Here is a 14,612-nt window from a genome sequence, read left to right as displayed (position 1 = left end):
CGCCGAGCCGGGCCCCACACCACCAACCCCGGACAACGAACCTGCCGAGTCATGCGCCACCCCACCGGCCCCGGGCAATGAACCCGCCGAGCCGCGCGCCACACCACCGGCCCCGGCCTCCGGACCCGCCGGACCACACCCCACACCACCGGCCCCGGCCGCCGGACCCCCCGGACCACACCCCACACCAGCGGCCCCGGACAACGAACCCGCCGAGCCACCTCCACCACCGGCCCCGGCCGCCGGACCCCCCGGACCACACCCCACGCCACCGACCCCAGACGACGAACCCCCCGAGCCACCCCCCGTCTCCGTAGGTCTCGGAGTCGGATCGGTGGGGGCAGGGGTTGTCTGTCTTGGGGTGAGCGGCTGGTCGTCGGAAGTCATGGGGTGCCCCGGCCTACGCTCTGGGCCTCGCTTCTCGGCCGACTGGAAACGGGTGGGTCGGGTGGGAAGTCGTCGGCGGTTACCGCGGGGTGCCAGCCCTGTTTGGCCAACGCTCGGACCAGGGCGTCGACGGCGCCCGCGTCGAACTGCCGGCCGGCGCAGCGTCGTAACTCCTCCACCGCCGATCCGACCGGCCGGGCCCGGCTGTAGGAGCGCGTCGAGGTCATCGCGTCGAACGCGTCGGCGACGGCCACCACGCGGGCGCACTCGGGGATCTGGCCGCCGACCAGACCGTAGGGGTAGCCGCTGCCGTCGATGCGCTCGTGGTGGTGGAGGATCGCCGCCCGGGCCTCGCCGAGGAAGGAGATCCCGCGCACCATCTCATGGCCGTACTCGGGATGGAGTTCGATGATCCGCCGTTCCTCCGGGGTGAGCGGCCCATCCTTGCGGAGGAGCCGGGTCGGGACGCCCAGCTTCCCCACGTCGTGCAGGATCCCGGCGAAGCGGAGCACCTCGACCCGCTCGTCGTCCATGCCCAGCTCGCGCGCGATCATCACGGAGGCCTGTCCGACTCGTTCGGAGTGCCCGCGGGTGTAGCCGTCCTTGATGTCGACGGCCTGCACGAGCGCGCGGATGGTGGCCTGGTGGGCGGCCCGTTCCCGGTGGTACTGGGCGAACACCCACCAGGACACGCACATCGGCAGCAGGACGAGCAGCGCGGCGACCGGGCCGAAGGGGCTGCGCCACAGCACCGCCATCATCAGCCCGGCGAGCCCGTGCACCCCGATCGGCCCGAGGGAGCGGGAGAGCAGGCCGCGCCAGGCCCGTCGTACGGGAACGCGCTCCGCGAGGGCCAGGATCCCGCCGTCCAGCAGGGCGAGCACCCCGCAGAACGCCAGAACCGCCGCGGCACACGGCAGCAACGCGTACGGGAAGTCGCAGTCCACGACGGAGTCCCGGCCGCCCAGGGCCCAGTGGACCCGCCCCGCGCCCCACACGGCGAGCGCCAGTTCGGCGGCCCGCCAGATCCGCCGTAGCCCCTGCGGCCGCTGGTCGACGCGCGAGAGCAGCGCACCCGGCAGCGGCACGAGCGCCGCGGCCGGCGGTGGCAGCAGGAACGCACCGGCGAGCAGCACCGGGTAGAAGATGCCGCCGAGCCGCCGTCGTAGGACGTGCTCGCAGCCCGCGTACAGCGCGGCCAGCAGGGCCACCGCCCACCAGGGCGTACGCAGGGCCGGCAGCGGCAGCAGACAGCACAGGGCGCCGAGGGCGACACAGGTCACGTACGCGCGTGCCCGTGCCGGAACCGCCTCCATCTCGCCCCTCCCCCGACCATGCCTGTCCAGGCTCCGGAGCCTAGGCGGGAGCCGGCGGGTCCGGGGGTTATGACCGGAGGATTAGCACATTCGGGTGACGGGCCACCGGGGGCGGCAACGCCCGACGAAGAGCGCTCAGCTCTCCTGCGGTGCGACCGGAGCGGTCTGTGCGGCGGATGTGGTCCGCGTGGGCGTGGCCGTCACGTCATGCTCCGGGACGGCCTGGCCGGAGCGGATCAGGTCCAGCCGCCCCAGCACCTTGGCCCGCAGGTCACTCGGTACGTCGTCATGGCCGCAGCACCGCTTGACCAGCTTCTTCACGGCCTGCTCCAGCCCGTACTTCTCCAGGCAGGGCGAGCACTCGTCGAAGTGCTGCCTGAACTTGACGCGATCGACGTCCGGCATCTCACTGTCGAGGAACTCGTAGAGATGATCGAGTACCTCACCGCAGTCCGTCTCGTGCGGCTCTCCGCAGCTCATGAGCCCGAACCTTTCGCTTCGTTCGACTCCCCGGCGCCGGCCGGGACGAGCCCGCGCTCACGCGCGTAGTCCTCCAGCATGCCGCGCAGTTGACGGCGGCCCCGGTGCAGCCGGGACATGACCGTACCGATGGGTGTCCCCATGATGTCCGCGATCTCCTTGTACGCAAAGCCCTCTACGTCGGCAAGGTAGACGGCGATGCGGAATTCCTCGGGGATCGCCTGCAGCGCCGACTTCACATCCGAGTCGGGCAGGTGGTCGAGCGCCTGCGACTCCGCGGAGCGCAGACCGGTCGACATGTGCGACTCGGCGCGGGCGAGCTGCCAGTCCTCGATCTCCTCGGCCGCGGAGCGCTGGGGTTCGCGCTGCTTCTTACGGTACGAGTTGATGAAGGTGTTGGTGAGAATGCGGTACAGCCAGGCCTTGAGGTTGGTGCCCTCACGGAACTGGTGGAAGGACGCGTACGCCTTGGCGTACGTCTCCTGCACCAGGTCCTCGGCGTCGGCCGGGTTGCGTGTCATGCGCAGCGCGGCCGAGTACATCTGGTCGAGGAATTCCAGCGCGTCCCGCTCGAAGCGCGCGGTGCGCTCCGAGGTCGACTCCGCGCTCGTGCCCTGGCCCTCGGGCAGCTCCGCCTGGCCGTTGTCGGTCCCTGCGTCGGTCCCAGTGACCGGACCCACCTCCTCAAGATCCAGGGCAGGACCGAAACCGATCCCACTCGACTCGGAGGATAGAACACGACCCGTGCCTGCCGCCGCTCGAATAGGAGCGGTCTTGGCCGCGTGCAGCACTGTCCAGTCCAGGTCAGCGCTGCTGGTACGGCTCGGGCAGATGGTCGAACCCATGCGGCGGACTTCCTCTCCTTCGGCGTCGGCACTGGTGCCCCAGCGCTTCTGTCCGGCTCAACAGTGGTCCGCCGCGCAACATTCCCGGGCGTCACCCGAGCGCCGCGGTCCACGCGACGACCGCATCCGTGATGATGGTCACTGCCCGTTCCGGCTCGATGTCTGCCCTTTTGGGCACCGCGAATCCATGATCGCCGTAGGGCACCTCGACCAGTCGGTAGTCGCCCGCCGGGAACTCGGCCGGCTTTCCGAACGGGTCGTTCCCGCCCTGGACGACGAGGGTGGGCACCCCGGCCCCCAGCAGCTCCTCCGCCCGCGACTTCTCCGGCCTGCCCGGCGGGTGCAGCGGGAAGCCGAGGGCGAGGACGGCGGCCGCGCCCAGCTCCGTGGCCGTACGGCAGGCGACCCGGGCTCCGGCGCTGCGCCCGCCGGACACCACCGGCAGCCCCGGTGCGGCGAGCGCGGGCCACACGCCCCGCCAGCCCACGTCGAGCGTCCTGGGCGCCGGGGCGACCTTCTTGCCGGCCACCCGCCAGGGCTGCTCCACGAGTGCGACGGTCACGCGGTGTTCCGGCAGCACCGCGGCGAGAGCCTGGAGGTCACGGGCCTCGATGCCGCCGCCCGCCCCATGGCTCACGGCGAGCACCAGCCGCGCCTTCTCCGCCTCGTACCAGGTGATGCGGGCGTCCCCCGCCTCCGTACCGACGATCTTCGAAGTGGTCACGCCAGAAGGCTAGAAGAGTGTGCTCTCCTCCGGTGCCTCCAGCTCCGTCAGCAGCTCCGGGCCGTTGTTGCGGACGTTGCTGACGGCCGTGGAGACCGGGTAGGCCCGCATCAGGCCCTCCGGCGGCGGGGCGAGCAGCGAACGCAGGTCCTCGACGTCCGTGCCGGCCGGGTCGAGCCAGGCGTCCCAGCGGTCCGGGGTCAGCATCAGCGGCATCCGGGGGTGGATGTCGGACAGCGACCGCGGGCCCTCGGCGGGGGCCACGGCCAGCGGCGAGGTCTCCGCCTCCGTGGTGATCACCGAGCAGGTCACCCACCAGGCCAGCGGATGCTCGTCGGGCAGCGTGCGGTCCCGCCAGAACTCGTACAGCCCGGCCATGGCGAACACCGAGCCGTCGGCGGGCAGTACGAAGTACGGCTGCTTGCGCGGCCGCTTCTTCCTGCCCTCGACCTCCAGCTCCCGCTCCTCCGCGGCGGTGACCCACTCGTAGTAGCCGTCGGCGGGCAGGATGCAGCGGCGGGCGGCGAAGGCCCGGCGGTACGACGGCTTCTCGTGCACGGTCTCGGCGCGCGCGTTGATCATCCGGGCGCCGCCCTCGGGCGACTTGGCCCAGGAGGGCACCAAGCCCCACTTGAGCCTGCGCAGTTGACGGACCGGCCGCTTGTCGTCCGCGTCCTTGAGCGGCCGGTCGAGAACCGCGTAGACCTCCTTGGTGGGGGCCACGTTGTAGTCGGGCGCCAGAGTCTCCTCGGGCTCCCACTTCTCGACCTCGAAGACTCCGGCCAGGTCCTCGGGCCTACGACTCGACGCGTACCGTCCGCACATCTTCACAACCCTACATTTCACTCCCAGGGCTGAAGCCGGGACGGCGGAATCGGCACCGGGTCGCGCGGGGCAGGGCACGCACCCCTGGCATATGTGCTGGTCCATAGCTCAAGCCGATAGACAGATCAGGCAAACATCCGCAAGTAGTGCAAAGTTCTATTACTTCCCTCTTTCCATGCGCCTTGCTAAATTTTTCAATGCTTCGGATGCCTTTTCCGGACATTCAGCGGTGATACCTCTCCCGCATCCCCCTCCTCCCGACCCCGCGGCCGGCGGTGGCCGTCGGCCGCTGCGGCACAGCGCACAGCGCACAGCACTCAGTACCAGGAAGGACTCCTGTGGGAACCATCGACACCATCAAGGACTTCTACGGCGACGTCGCCGACGACTGGAAGAAGGCCTGGGACGACCTGCTCGACCGGGACGACGATGACGATCTGCCCTTCGGACTGCCCGCGCACGCCTTAGCGACCATGCCCGGGGACGCACTGCGCACGCTCACGGCCATGTCCCTGCTCCAGGACGACGACGACAGCAAGAAGAAGAACAAGAACAAGAACCGCAATCTCGCGGCCCTCGCCCTGCTGTCCGGCGGAGCCGGCGGGATCGGTGGGATCGGCGGGCCGGGCGGGATCGGTGGTGCCGCCGCTGCCGTCCAGCAGCCCGTCGCCGCCCTCACCGGGACCGTCGGCGCCCCGCTGGCGGCGGCCGGGGAGCTGACCCAGCAGCTGGGCGCACTCCCCCAGCAACTCGCGGCGCTGCCCCAGCAGCTCCAGCAACTGACCGATGTGATCGGCCTGTTGATGGACGCGCTGAAGACGGTGGAGCCGCTGCTCGGCGCGGCCGGAGCCATCGGGGCCGTCACCAGGAGCGCGCCCAAGAAGGCGTAGGGCCGCCCCGGCTCACGCCCCTCGCACGCCCCGCCCGCCGGCGTGCCGCGACGGACCCGCACTCCGTCGCGGTACGCGCGCCACCGGAAGGAACCCCGTTCATGGCCCCGCGCACCGGCAGCCGGATGCGGACGGTAGCCGCCGTACTGAAACAGGTCGTCGGCGAGACCAGAGCGGCCCCGCCCTCCGACGCCCCGGACGAGCGGGAGCGGCGGCGGGCCCGGGCGGTGCGCGGCGCCCTGGAGAGCCTGGGGCCGTTCTACGTGAAGATCGGTCAGATGCTGTCCACCCGGCCCGACATGGTCTCCCCGATCATGATCGAGGAGCTGCAGAACCTGCACGACGAGGTGGACGTCCAGCCGTTCTCCGAACTCGAACCCGTGCTGGAGCAGAACCTCGGGCCGGACTGGAAGCGCTACTTCGACGACATCGATGTCGAGCGCCCGCTCGGCGCCGCCTCCCTGGCCCAGGTGCACCGGGTCACCCTGGCTGACGGCCGGCCGGGGGTGATCAAGGTGCAGCGGCCCGGCATCCGGGAGACCGTGCTGACGGACATGGCGCTGCTGCGCCAGGCCGCCCGGCTGACCGCCCGGATGGCCCCGAGGTTCAGCACGGTCGTGGATGTCGAGTCCATGCTCGGCGGGGTCTTCGACGCCATGGAGCCGGAACTCGACTTCACCAAGGAGGCGGCGAACATGGACCGGGCGCGCGAGGCGCTGCGCGGCTTCTCGCGGCTGTCCGTGCCCCGCGTCCTGGCCGCCACCCCGGGGGTCCTGGTGCAGTCCATGGCCCCGGGAGTCTCCGTGCGCAAGGCGGACCCGGCCTCGCTGCGCGACCGCGACCGGCTCGCCGTCAGCCGCGAACTGATCGCGTTCATGTACCGCAGCTACTTCATCGAGCGCATCTACCACGCCGATCCGCACGCCGGGAACGTCTTCGTGACCGACGACGGGGAGGCGACGCTGATCGACTGGGGCATGATCGGCCGGATCGACCAGCGCACCAGCATGCGGCTGCTGCTGGTGCTCATGGCCGTCGCCCAGAATGACGGGCACGGCCTGGCCAAGGCCTGGGTGGAGATGGGCCGCACCACACCGTGGTCGGACATCCCCGGGTTCTCCCAGGACATGGCGGCTCTGGTGCCGAAGATCGCGACGGCCTCCCTGGACGAGCTGAACTTCGGCATCACGCTCACCAGCGTCCTTGAGAAGTCGACCCGCCGGGGCATCGCGTCCTGCCCGGCGGTCTCACTGCTCGGCAAGTCCTTCGCCAACCTGGAGGGCTCGGTGCGCTGTCTGGCACCCGAGCTGGCGCTGGTCGACGTCTTCCAGCGCGAGGTCCCCCGCATCGTCCTGCACATGGTGCGCGAGACCGCTTCCCCGCAGCAGTCGGCACGGCGTCTCCTGGAGGCCACCCTCACCCAGGCCGGGGCCGCCGAACAGCTCCGCGCGCTGAACGACGACATCGCCGACCGCAGCCTCAGGGTGCAGTTCAGCGAGGTCGTGCCGACCCGGTCCCAGGGCGGCAGATCCGGCCCGAACGTGGCGCTCGCCCTCGGTGCCCTCGCCCTCTATCTGGACCACCGGCGGCGTCGGGCGTGAGTGCCCTGCGCCGTCTCTCCCACCCGTCCGTTTCGGGTGGCGTGACCCGTCACCCGTGAACCGAAGGTCTCTGTCTGCCCGTGTGTGTCACAACAGCACCCTCGTGGTTCCCGCACGCCCTGCCGGGCACGCCCCGGCCGTCCCCTCTCCGCGTCCGGTTCTTCTGCATTCCCCACGGCGGCGCCGGCGGCTCGGTGTTCCGCCCCTGGCAGCACCTGCTCGGCCCCGGCACCGAGGTCGTCCCCGTCCAGTTGCCGGGGCGGGAGATCCGTATGACGGAACCGGCCGAGACATCGGTCGTACGGCTCGCGGAGAAACTCGCGGCCCCGCTCACCCGCCGGGCCGAAGGGCTGCCGTACGTCCTGTTCGGCCACAGCATGGGCGCCCTGCTCGCCTATGAACTCGCCCTCGCCCTCCAGGACTCCGGCCGTCCGCCGGCCGCGCTGGTCGTCTCCGGCAGCGTGCCGCCCCACCTCCCGCGCTCCACCCCCGCCATGCACCCGCTCCCGGACCGCGAGTTCGTGGCCGGGCTGCGGCGACTCGGCGGCATCCCACCGGAGTTGCTGGCCGACGAGGAGTGGCTCGCGCTCGTCCTGCCCCAGCTGCGCGCGGACTTCGAGGCCGCCGAGACCTACCGGGCCCACGGAGTGCTGCGCCCCGGAATCCCGCTCATCGCCCTCGGCGGGTCCGACGACCCCGCCGCCGCACCCGCCGAGGTCGAGCGCTGGCGCGACCTCGGTACCGACGTCAGGGTCCGGGTCTTCGCCGGCGACCACTTCTTCGTCTTCGCCGCCGCCCCGCAGGTCCTGGCCTTCGTGGCCAAGGAGCTGGCGTGGTAGGCGCGGCCGGGAAAGGCCGGTACGGCGTCGACGCGCCCGGCTGGCTGATCGGGCTGGGCGGCTCGGTCGTGCTGCCCCTGGTGGCGGTCGCCGCGGGAGCGCCCCGCTGGCTGCTGCGGATCCCGGCGGTGACGGCCGCCCCGGCCGGGCTGTTCCTGCACGCCAGCGTGCGCGGGAAGTTCCTGGTGTGGGAGGAGCTCATTGACGGGCTCCGGCTGCGCGGCGACGAACAGGTCCTGGACCTGGGCTGCGGGCGCGGCGCGGTGCTGACCGCGGTGGCCCGCCGGGTGCCGCGGGGCCGGGTCACCGGCGTCGACCTGTGGCGCTCCGTCGACCAGTCCGGCAACCGCGCGGGGACCACGCTGGAGAACGCCGACCGGGAGCGGGTCGCCGACCGGATCGACCTGGTCACCGCCGACATGCGGCAACTCCCCTTCGAGGACGGCCGGTTCGACCTCGTGGTGTCCAGCATGGCCCTGCACAACATCACCGACGCGCGGGGCCGCGGGGAGGCGGTGCGTGAGGCGTACCGGGTGCTGCGGCCTGGCGGACGGCTGCTCGTCGTCGACATCCTCCACACCGGCCAGTACCGCGACCTGCTGCTCGCCGCCGGCGCCAGGGACGTCACCTGTGCCGACGTCGGCCACCGGATGTGGTGGAGCGGACCGTGGGTGCCCACCCGGTGGGTCCGGGCGGAGAAGCCCGGGCACCCCGATCCCGCGGAGCGTCCCGAACCGTCAACGGAAACTGGAGGACCAGCATGAACGCCCCCCTCAAGACCGTCCCGCGCAGTCTCGTCGACCTGTTGCGGATCCGCGCCGCGGAGCAGCCCGGCCGACAGGCGTACGTCTTCCTCGACAGCCACGGCACTGAGGAATCCACCCTCACCTACGCCGAGTTGGACCGCCGAGCCCGACAGGTGGCGGCGGATTTACAGACGACCTGCTCCCCCGGCGACCGGGTGCTGATCCTGCATCCGCCGGGCGCCGCCTACCTGGCCGCGTTCTTCGGCTGCCTGTACGCCGGACTGGTCGCCGTACCGTCGTATCCGCCGCATGCCCGCAACGCGGCGCGGCTGCGGTCGATCGCGGCGGACGCGGCGCCCGCCGCCGTGCTCACCGGTGGCCGGGGCGCTGCCACCGCACGGCAGCACCTGAACGAACTGGGATCCGTGGCCTGGCTGTCCGGCGCCGCCCCGACCGCCGAACCCGACGCCTGGACTGACCCGGGCGCCGGCCGGGAGGATCTCGCCTTCCTGCAGTACACCTCGGGCAGCACCGCCGTGCCGAAGGGCGTGATGGTCTCGCACGGCAATCTGCTGCACAACTCCGCCCAGATCCAGTGGCGGCTGCGGACCACGGAGGACTCCCGCGTGGTCAGCTGGCTGCCGCCGTTCCACGACATGGGGCTCATCGGCGGCATCCTCCAGCCGCTGTTCGCCGGCTGCCCCGGGGTGCTGATGGCGCCGGGCACCTTCGTCCTGGACCCCGTGCAGTGGCTGCGCGCGATCTCCGTGCACGGCGGCACGGTGTCCGCCGTACCGCCGTTCGCCCTGGACCTGTGTGTCGAGCGCGTCGACCCCGCCGCCGGGGCGCCGCTCGACCTGGCAGGTCTGGAGACCGTGGTGGTCGGCGCCGAGCCGGTACCGGCCGCGACCCTCGACCGGTTCGCCGCGCACTTCGCCCCCTGGGGGATGCGGCGGGAGGCGCTGCGGCCCAGTTTCGGGCTGGCGGAGGCCACGCTGATGGTGTCGTGCGGGGACCAGCTCACCGACCCGACCACCGTCACGCTGGACGCCGCCGCGCTGGAGGCGCACCGGGTGGTGCCCGGCAGCGCGGGGCAGCGCCGGACGGTGGTCGGGTGCGGCGGTGCCGTCGACGGACAGCGGCTGCTCGTCGTCGATCCGGCCGAGGGGACGCCGTGCCGGCCCGGGCAGGTCGGGGAGGTCTGGGTCGGCGGTCCGAACGTGGCGCAGGGATACTGGAACCGGCCACCGGAGAGCGCGGCCGTCTTCGGCGCCCGTACGGCGAGCGGCGAGGGCCCCTTCCTGCGCACCGGCGACCTCGGTTTCCTGCGGGACGGCGAGCTGTTCGTGACCGGGCGCAGCAAGGACCTGATCATCGTGCGCGGCCGCAATCTCTATCCGCAGGACATCGAGCGCTGCGCGGAGGGCGCCCATCCGGCGCTGCGTCCCAACGCCACGGCCGCCGTCGGCATCGACGAGGGCGACGGCGTGGAGCGGCTGGTCGTGGTCGCGGAGGTCCGGCGGGGGGTGCCTGCGCCGCCCGCGGCCGAGGTGGCGGGTGCGGTCACGCGGGCGATCACCGCGGAGTTCGACGTACGGCTGCACCGGCTCGTCCTGGTCCGCGCCTCGACCGTGCCCAAGACGTCCAGCGGGAAGATCCAGCGCCGGGCCACCCGGGCGGCGCTCATCGCCGGGTCGCTCAGCGTGGTGGGCGAGTGGGCCGACGGGGCGTCCGTGGAGAACTACGACGGGGCGTCCGTGGAGGACTATCTCACCGACCTCGTCGCCTCCCTCGCCCCCGCCTCCGGGCGGCGGCCCGGGCCCGACGACTCGCTGCCGGGGCTCGGCCTGGACTCACTGGCCATGCTGCGGCTGGCGGGACGGATCGAGCAGGACCTCGGGATCTCCCTCTCCGAGGACACGCTCTACGACGCCCAGACGATCGCCGCACTCGCGGCGGCCGTCGGAGAACGGCCGGGGTCCGTCTCCGCCTCCGCGCCGGACCCGGCTCCGGTCCCGCCGGACGACCCGCACGCCCCCTTCCCCCAGACCGACACCCAGCAGGCCTACTGCCTGGGCCGCACCGGCACCTTCGAGCTGGGCAACGTCTCCACCCACGTGTACGTGGAGTTCGACGCCCCCGATCTCGACCTGCCCCGTTTCGAGCACGCCTGGCGGCGGGTGATCGACCGGCACGAGATGCTGCGCGCGGTGATGCTGCCCGACCGCAACGAGCAGCGGATCCTGCCCGAGGTGCCGCCCTACGAGATCCGGGTCACCGATCTGCGCGGGCAGGAGAAGGACGCGGCCGAGGCCGCCCTGGCAGCGGTGCGGGAGCGGCTGTCGCACGAGGTGCGGCCCGCCGACCGGTGGCCGCTGTTCGAGGTGGCCGCCACCCGGCTGGACGACGGCCTGCGGATCCATCTCAGCGTGGACTCGCTGATCGCCGACTTCTCCTCCGGCCGGCTGCTCTTCGACGACCTGTCCCGCTTCTACTGCGAACCCGACGCCCGACCGCCCGCCCCCGCCCGCTCGTTCCGCGACCACGTACACGCCGAGAGCCGGCGCAGGGACACCCCCGAGTACCGGCGCGCCTACGACTACTGGTGGCGCCGGCTGCCGGAACTGCCCCCGGCACCGCAGCTGCCGGCCCGCGCCGCGGCCGTGGACGTACCGCACTTCGCGCGCCGGGACACCGTGCTGTCCGCCGGGACCTGGCAGGGCCTCAAGGAGCGCGCGGGACGGGACGGGCTGACCCCGAGCGCCCTGCTGCTCGCGGTGTACGCGGAGGTGCTGGCCGTCTGGAGCAACAGCCGCCACTTCACACTCAACGTGCCGCGCCTGACCCGTCCGGTGCGCGACACGTCGTACGACGAGGTGCTCGGCCAGTTCGCCTCCTTCACGCTCCTTGAGATCGACCACCGAGGTGCCGAGACCTTCCTGGAACGGGCCCGGCAGGTGCAGCGGCGCCTCCGGGACGACCTGCGGCACACGGCCGTCAGCGGGGTGGAGGTGCTGCGCGAGCTGATGCGCCTGCAGGGCGGCTACGACCGGGCGCTGATGCCGGTGGTGATGACGAGCAACCTCGCCTTCGCCGCCGCGGAGCGCACCGCGCTGGAACGGCTGCTGACCCCGGTGTTCACCATCTCCCAGACCCCGCAGGTCACCCTGGACTGCCAGGCCCATGAGCAGGAGGGCGCGCTGCTGCTGAACTGGGACTCGGTCGACGCGCTCTTCCCGGACGGGCTGGTCGACGCCATGTTCGACGCCCAGACGGCCCTGCTGCACCGGCTCGCCACCGACGAGGACGCCTGGACGCGGCCGACACCGCTCGCCCCGCCGGAACACACCCACGCCGGCCCCGAACGCCCCGTCCCCGACCTCCAGGTGCAGCAGCTGTTCGAACGGCAGGCCGCGCTCCGCCCCGACGCCCCCGCCGTGATCGCCCCGGACCGGACCCTGTCGTACGCCCATCTCGCCGACGCCTCCCGGCAGGTGGCCCGCTGGCTGCACGCGCACGGCGCCCGGCCCGGACAGCTCGTCGCCATCGTCATGGAGAAGGGCTGGGAACAGGTCGTCGCGGCTTACGGCGTGCTGTTCTCGGGGGCCGCCTATCTGCCGATCGACCCCGACCTGCCCGCCCTGCGCGTGCGGCAGCTGCTCGACCGGGGCGAGGTGGCGCTCGTCCTCACCCAGTCGCACCTCGACGTGGACCTGGAAGGGCGCCTGCGGCTCTGCGTCGACCAGCCGCTGCCCGCCGTCGCCGACACCCCGCTGCCGGCGCCCGGCAGCCCGGACGACCTCGTCTACACGATGTTCACCTCCGGATCGACGGGAGAGCCGAAGGGCGTGATGGTCCCGCACCGGGCGCTGGTCAACTGCCTGGTGCAGACGATCGAGACCTACCGGGTCACCGAGGCCGACCGTTGCCTCGCCGTGACGGCGCTCCACCACGACCTGTCGGCCTTCGACCTCTTCGGGCTGCTGGGCGCCGGCGGCAGCGTGCTCGTCCCGGCCGCCGCCGACCGCCGCGACCCGGCGCACTGGGCGGAGCTGATCGCCCGCCACCGGGTCACGGTGTGGAACTCGGTCCCGGCGATGATGGAGATGCTCCTGGAGAGCGGGGCCTGCCCGGCCTCGCTCCGGCTGGTGATCCTCGGCGGCGACTGGATCCCGCTCCCCGTACCGGGCCGGCTGCGCGAGCTGGTGCCGGACGTCGAGGTCGTCTCCATCGGGGGTCCGACCGAGACCACGGTGTGGAGCATCTGGTTCCCGGTCGGCGAGACCGACCCCGAGTGGCGGAGCATCCCGTACGGCACCGCGATCGCCAACGTTCGCTACTACGTGCTCGACGAGCGGCTGCGGGACTGCCCGGACTGGGTCACCGGCGAGATGTACGTCTCCGGGGTATGCCTCGCCGACGGCTACTGGCGCGACCCGGAGCGCACCGACGCGGTCTTCGTGGCCCACCCGGGGACCGGGGAGCGGATGTACCGCACCGGTGACCTGGGCCGGTGGCGGCCGGACGGCACCATCGAGTTCATGGGCCGGGCCGACTTCCAGGTCCAGATCCGCGGCCAGCGCATCGAACCCGGCGAGATCGAGTCGGCGCTGCTCGCCCATCCCGAGGTCGGCTCGGCCGTCGTCACCGCCACGTCCGGCGCGGACCGGCCCGGCCATGACGGTCTGGTCGCCTATGTCGTCCCCGGCCGGCGGGACGGTACGGCGGACTTCGAGGCCGGGCGACGGGCCGGCATCTCGCTGCTCGACCCGCTGGCCCGGGCGGAGTTCAAGCTGGCCCGGCACGGACTGCGCCGGGAGCCCGACCGGCACCGGGTCCCGCTGCCCCGGGTCCCCGCCGAGCCGTCGCGGCGGCGCAGCGACCGGGCGTTCCTCGGCGCACCGGTCACCCTCGCCGAACTGGCCGCCGGCCTGGGCCTGCTGGGGCAGGACGAGGTGGACGGGCTGGCCAAGTGCCGCTATCCGTCGGCCGGGGGCCTGTATCCCGTCCAGACCTATCTGCACGTGAAGGCCGGTGCGGTGGCGGGCCTGGCGCCCGGGGCGTACTACGTCGACCCGCGGCAGAACGCCGTGGTGCTGCTCGGCGAGGACGCGACGGTCGGCGCCGAGGTGCACGCCGGGCACAACCGTGCCCTCGTCGACGCGGCCGGGTTCACCCTGTTCCTGGTCGCCGACCTGGCGGCGATCGAGCCGCTGTACGGTTCACTCGCCCGCGACCTGTGCCTGCTGGAGGCCGGCTACATGGGGCAGCTCCTCATGGACTGGGCGGCGGGCACCGACGTAGGCCTGTGCCCCATCGGGGAACTCGACTTCGAGCCGCTCAAGCCGCTGTTCGCCCTGGGCGAGCGCCATCTGCTGGTGCACGCCCTGGTCGGCGGCCGGGTGGACCGTACGGCCGCTCCCGTGCCACCGCAGGAGGCGCCCCTCCCGGACCGGCTGCGGCACTGGCTCCGCGAGCGGCTGCCCGCCCACATGGTCCCGGAGCACGTCCTGACCCTGGACAGCTGGCCGCTCACCGCCAATGGCAAGGTGGACCGGCGCCGGCTGCCGGCCCCGCGGCAGGCCGCCGGCACGACCACGGGCTATGTCGCCCCGCGCACCCCCACCGAGCACCAGTTGGCCACCCTGTGGAGCGAGCTGCTGGACGTGCCCAGGGTGGGCGTTCAGGACAACTTCTTCGACCTCGGCGGGCACTCGCTGGCCGCGACCCGGCTGATCTCCAGGATCCGCGACCGCTTCCAGATCTCGATCAGCCTGCGCGAGGTCTTCACCACCCGGACGGTCGCCGACCTGGCGACGGCGGTGGACCGGCGCCGCGGGGAGGTGAGCGGCGCGGTCTGATCCGGGACCGCGGACAGTGATCCGGGACCGCGGACAGTGATCCCGGCCCGAGGACAGTGATCCGGGGACGGTCCCTCTCTCCTGGCCGTTGACACACC

10 protein-coding genes are annotated in these 14,612 nt (G+C 72.5%); 5 read left to right on the top strand and 5 right to left on the bottom strand.

Going from position 1 to position 14,612, the window contains the following annotated elements; translation table 11 throughout:
- Positions 1-383 precede the first annotated feature (383 nt).
- The 5 genes from AB0D59_RS25675 to AB0D59_RS25655 all read right to left on the bottom strand — a co-directional run bounded on the left by AB0D59_RS25675 (position 384) and on the right by AB0D59_RS25655 (position 4,577).
- The gene (locus AB0D59_RS25675; RefSeq protein ID WP_362569627.1) at positions 384-1,703 is read right to left on the bottom strand and encodes an HD-GYP domain-containing protein; all 1,320 of its coding nucleotides are present in this window, start codon (positions 1,701-1,703) and stop codon (positions 384-386) included.
- Positions 1,704-1,838: 135 nt separating this feature from the next.
- Positions 1,839-2,183, bottom strand: coding sequence for a mycothiol system anti-sigma-R factor (gene rsrA / locus AB0D59_RS25670; protein ID WP_362569625.1), 345 nt, complete (start codon positions 2,181-2,183; stop codon positions 1,839-1,841).
- Positions 2,180-2,863, bottom strand: coding sequence for an RNA polymerase sigma factor SigR (gene sigR, locus AB0D59_RS25665; RefSeq protein WP_362569623.1), 684 nt, complete (start codon positions 2,861-2,863; stop codon positions 2,180-2,182). Before sigR ends, rsrA begins: the two co-directional genes overlap by 4 nt.
- A 256-nt stretch (positions 2,864-3,119) precedes the next feature.
- Positions 3,120-3,752 carry an alpha/beta family hydrolase gene (locus AB0D59_RS25660; protein WP_362569620.1) on the bottom strand — a complete coding sequence of 211 codons (633 nt, stop codon included), beginning with the start codon at positions 3,750-3,752 and terminating at the stop codon, positions 3,120-3,122.
- Between the two features lie 9 nt (positions 3,753-3,761).
- Complete coding sequence (locus AB0D59_RS25655; RefSeq protein WP_362569617.1) at positions 3,762-4,577, bottom strand: SOS response-associated peptidase; 816 nt, start codon at positions 4,575-4,577, stop codon at positions 3,762-3,764.
- Between the two features lie 338 nt (positions 4,578-4,915).
- Here AB0D59_RS25655 and AB0D59_RS25650 point away from each other — a divergent pair, with 338 nt between their 5' ends.
- From AB0D59_RS25650 to AB0D59_RS25630, 5 genes are all read left to right on the top strand, one after another.
- A complete protein-coding gene (locus tag AB0D59_RS25650; RefSeq protein WP_362569614.1) occupies positions 4,916-5,467 on the top strand; it encodes a hypothetical protein in 552 nt (183 codons plus the stop codon).
- A 101-nt stretch (positions 5,468-5,568) separates the two neighbouring features.
- Positions 5,569-7,068: an AarF/UbiB family protein gene (locus AB0D59_RS25645; RefSeq protein WP_362569611.1), complete on the top strand. Its 1,500-nt coding sequence runs from the start codon at positions 5,569-5,571 to the stop codon at positions 7,066-7,068.
- An 80-nt stretch (positions 7,069-7,148) separates the two neighbouring features.
- Entirely contained in the window at positions 7,149-7,907 is a 759-nt protein-coding gene (locus tag AB0D59_RS25640) for an alpha/beta fold hydrolase (RefSeq protein WP_362569608.1), read from the top strand.
- Positions 7,901-8,671 (top strand): class I SAM-dependent methyltransferase, encoded by a 771-nt coding sequence (locus AB0D59_RS25635; protein ID WP_362569605.1) that lies wholly within the window; start codon positions 7,901-7,903, stop codon positions 8,669-8,671. The genes AB0D59_RS25640 and AB0D59_RS25635 overlap by 7 nt, the downstream gene beginning before the upstream one ends.
- Positions 8,668-14,514, top strand: coding sequence for an amino acid adenylation domain-containing protein (locus tag AB0D59_RS25630; RefSeq protein ID WP_362569602.1), 5,847 nt, complete (start codon positions 8,668-8,670; stop codon positions 14,512-14,514). Before AB0D59_RS25635 ends, AB0D59_RS25630 begins: the two co-directional genes overlap by 4 nt.
- Positions 14,515-14,612: the final 98 nt, after the last annotated feature.

The sequence above is a fragment of the Streptomyces sp. NPDC048417 genome (genome assembly GCF_040651615.1).
In the GTDB taxonomy this organism is placed as follows: Bacteria; Actinomycetota; Actinomycetes; order Streptomycetales; family Streptomycetaceae; genus Streptomyces.
The sequence above is the reverse complement of the archived record's forward strand: the minus strand, read 5'-3'. Positions and strand labels throughout refer to the sequence as shown.

Bases quoted from the DNA above. Each gene is read 5' to 3' on its own strand.
- AB0D59_RS25675 (WP_362569627.1), bottom strand. From the start codon at position 1,703: ATGGAGGCGGTTCCGGCACGGGCACGCGCGTACGTGACCTGTGTCGCC.
- rsrA (WP_362569625.1), bottom strand. From the start codon at position 2,183: ATGAGCTGCGGAGAGCCGCACGAGACGGACTGCGGTGAGGTACTCGAT.
- AB0D59_RS25655 (WP_362569617.1), bottom strand. From the start codon at position 4,577: ATGTGCGGACGGTACGCGTCGAGTCGTAGGCCCGAGGACCTGGCCGGA.
- AB0D59_RS25645 (WP_362569611.1), top strand. From the start codon at position 5,569: ATGGCCCCGCGCACCGGCAGCCGGATGCGGACGGTAGCCGCCGTACTG.
- AB0D59_RS25630 (WP_362569602.1), top strand. From the start codon at position 8,668: ATGAACGCCCCCCTCAAGACCGTCCCGCGCAGTCTCGTCGACCTGTTG.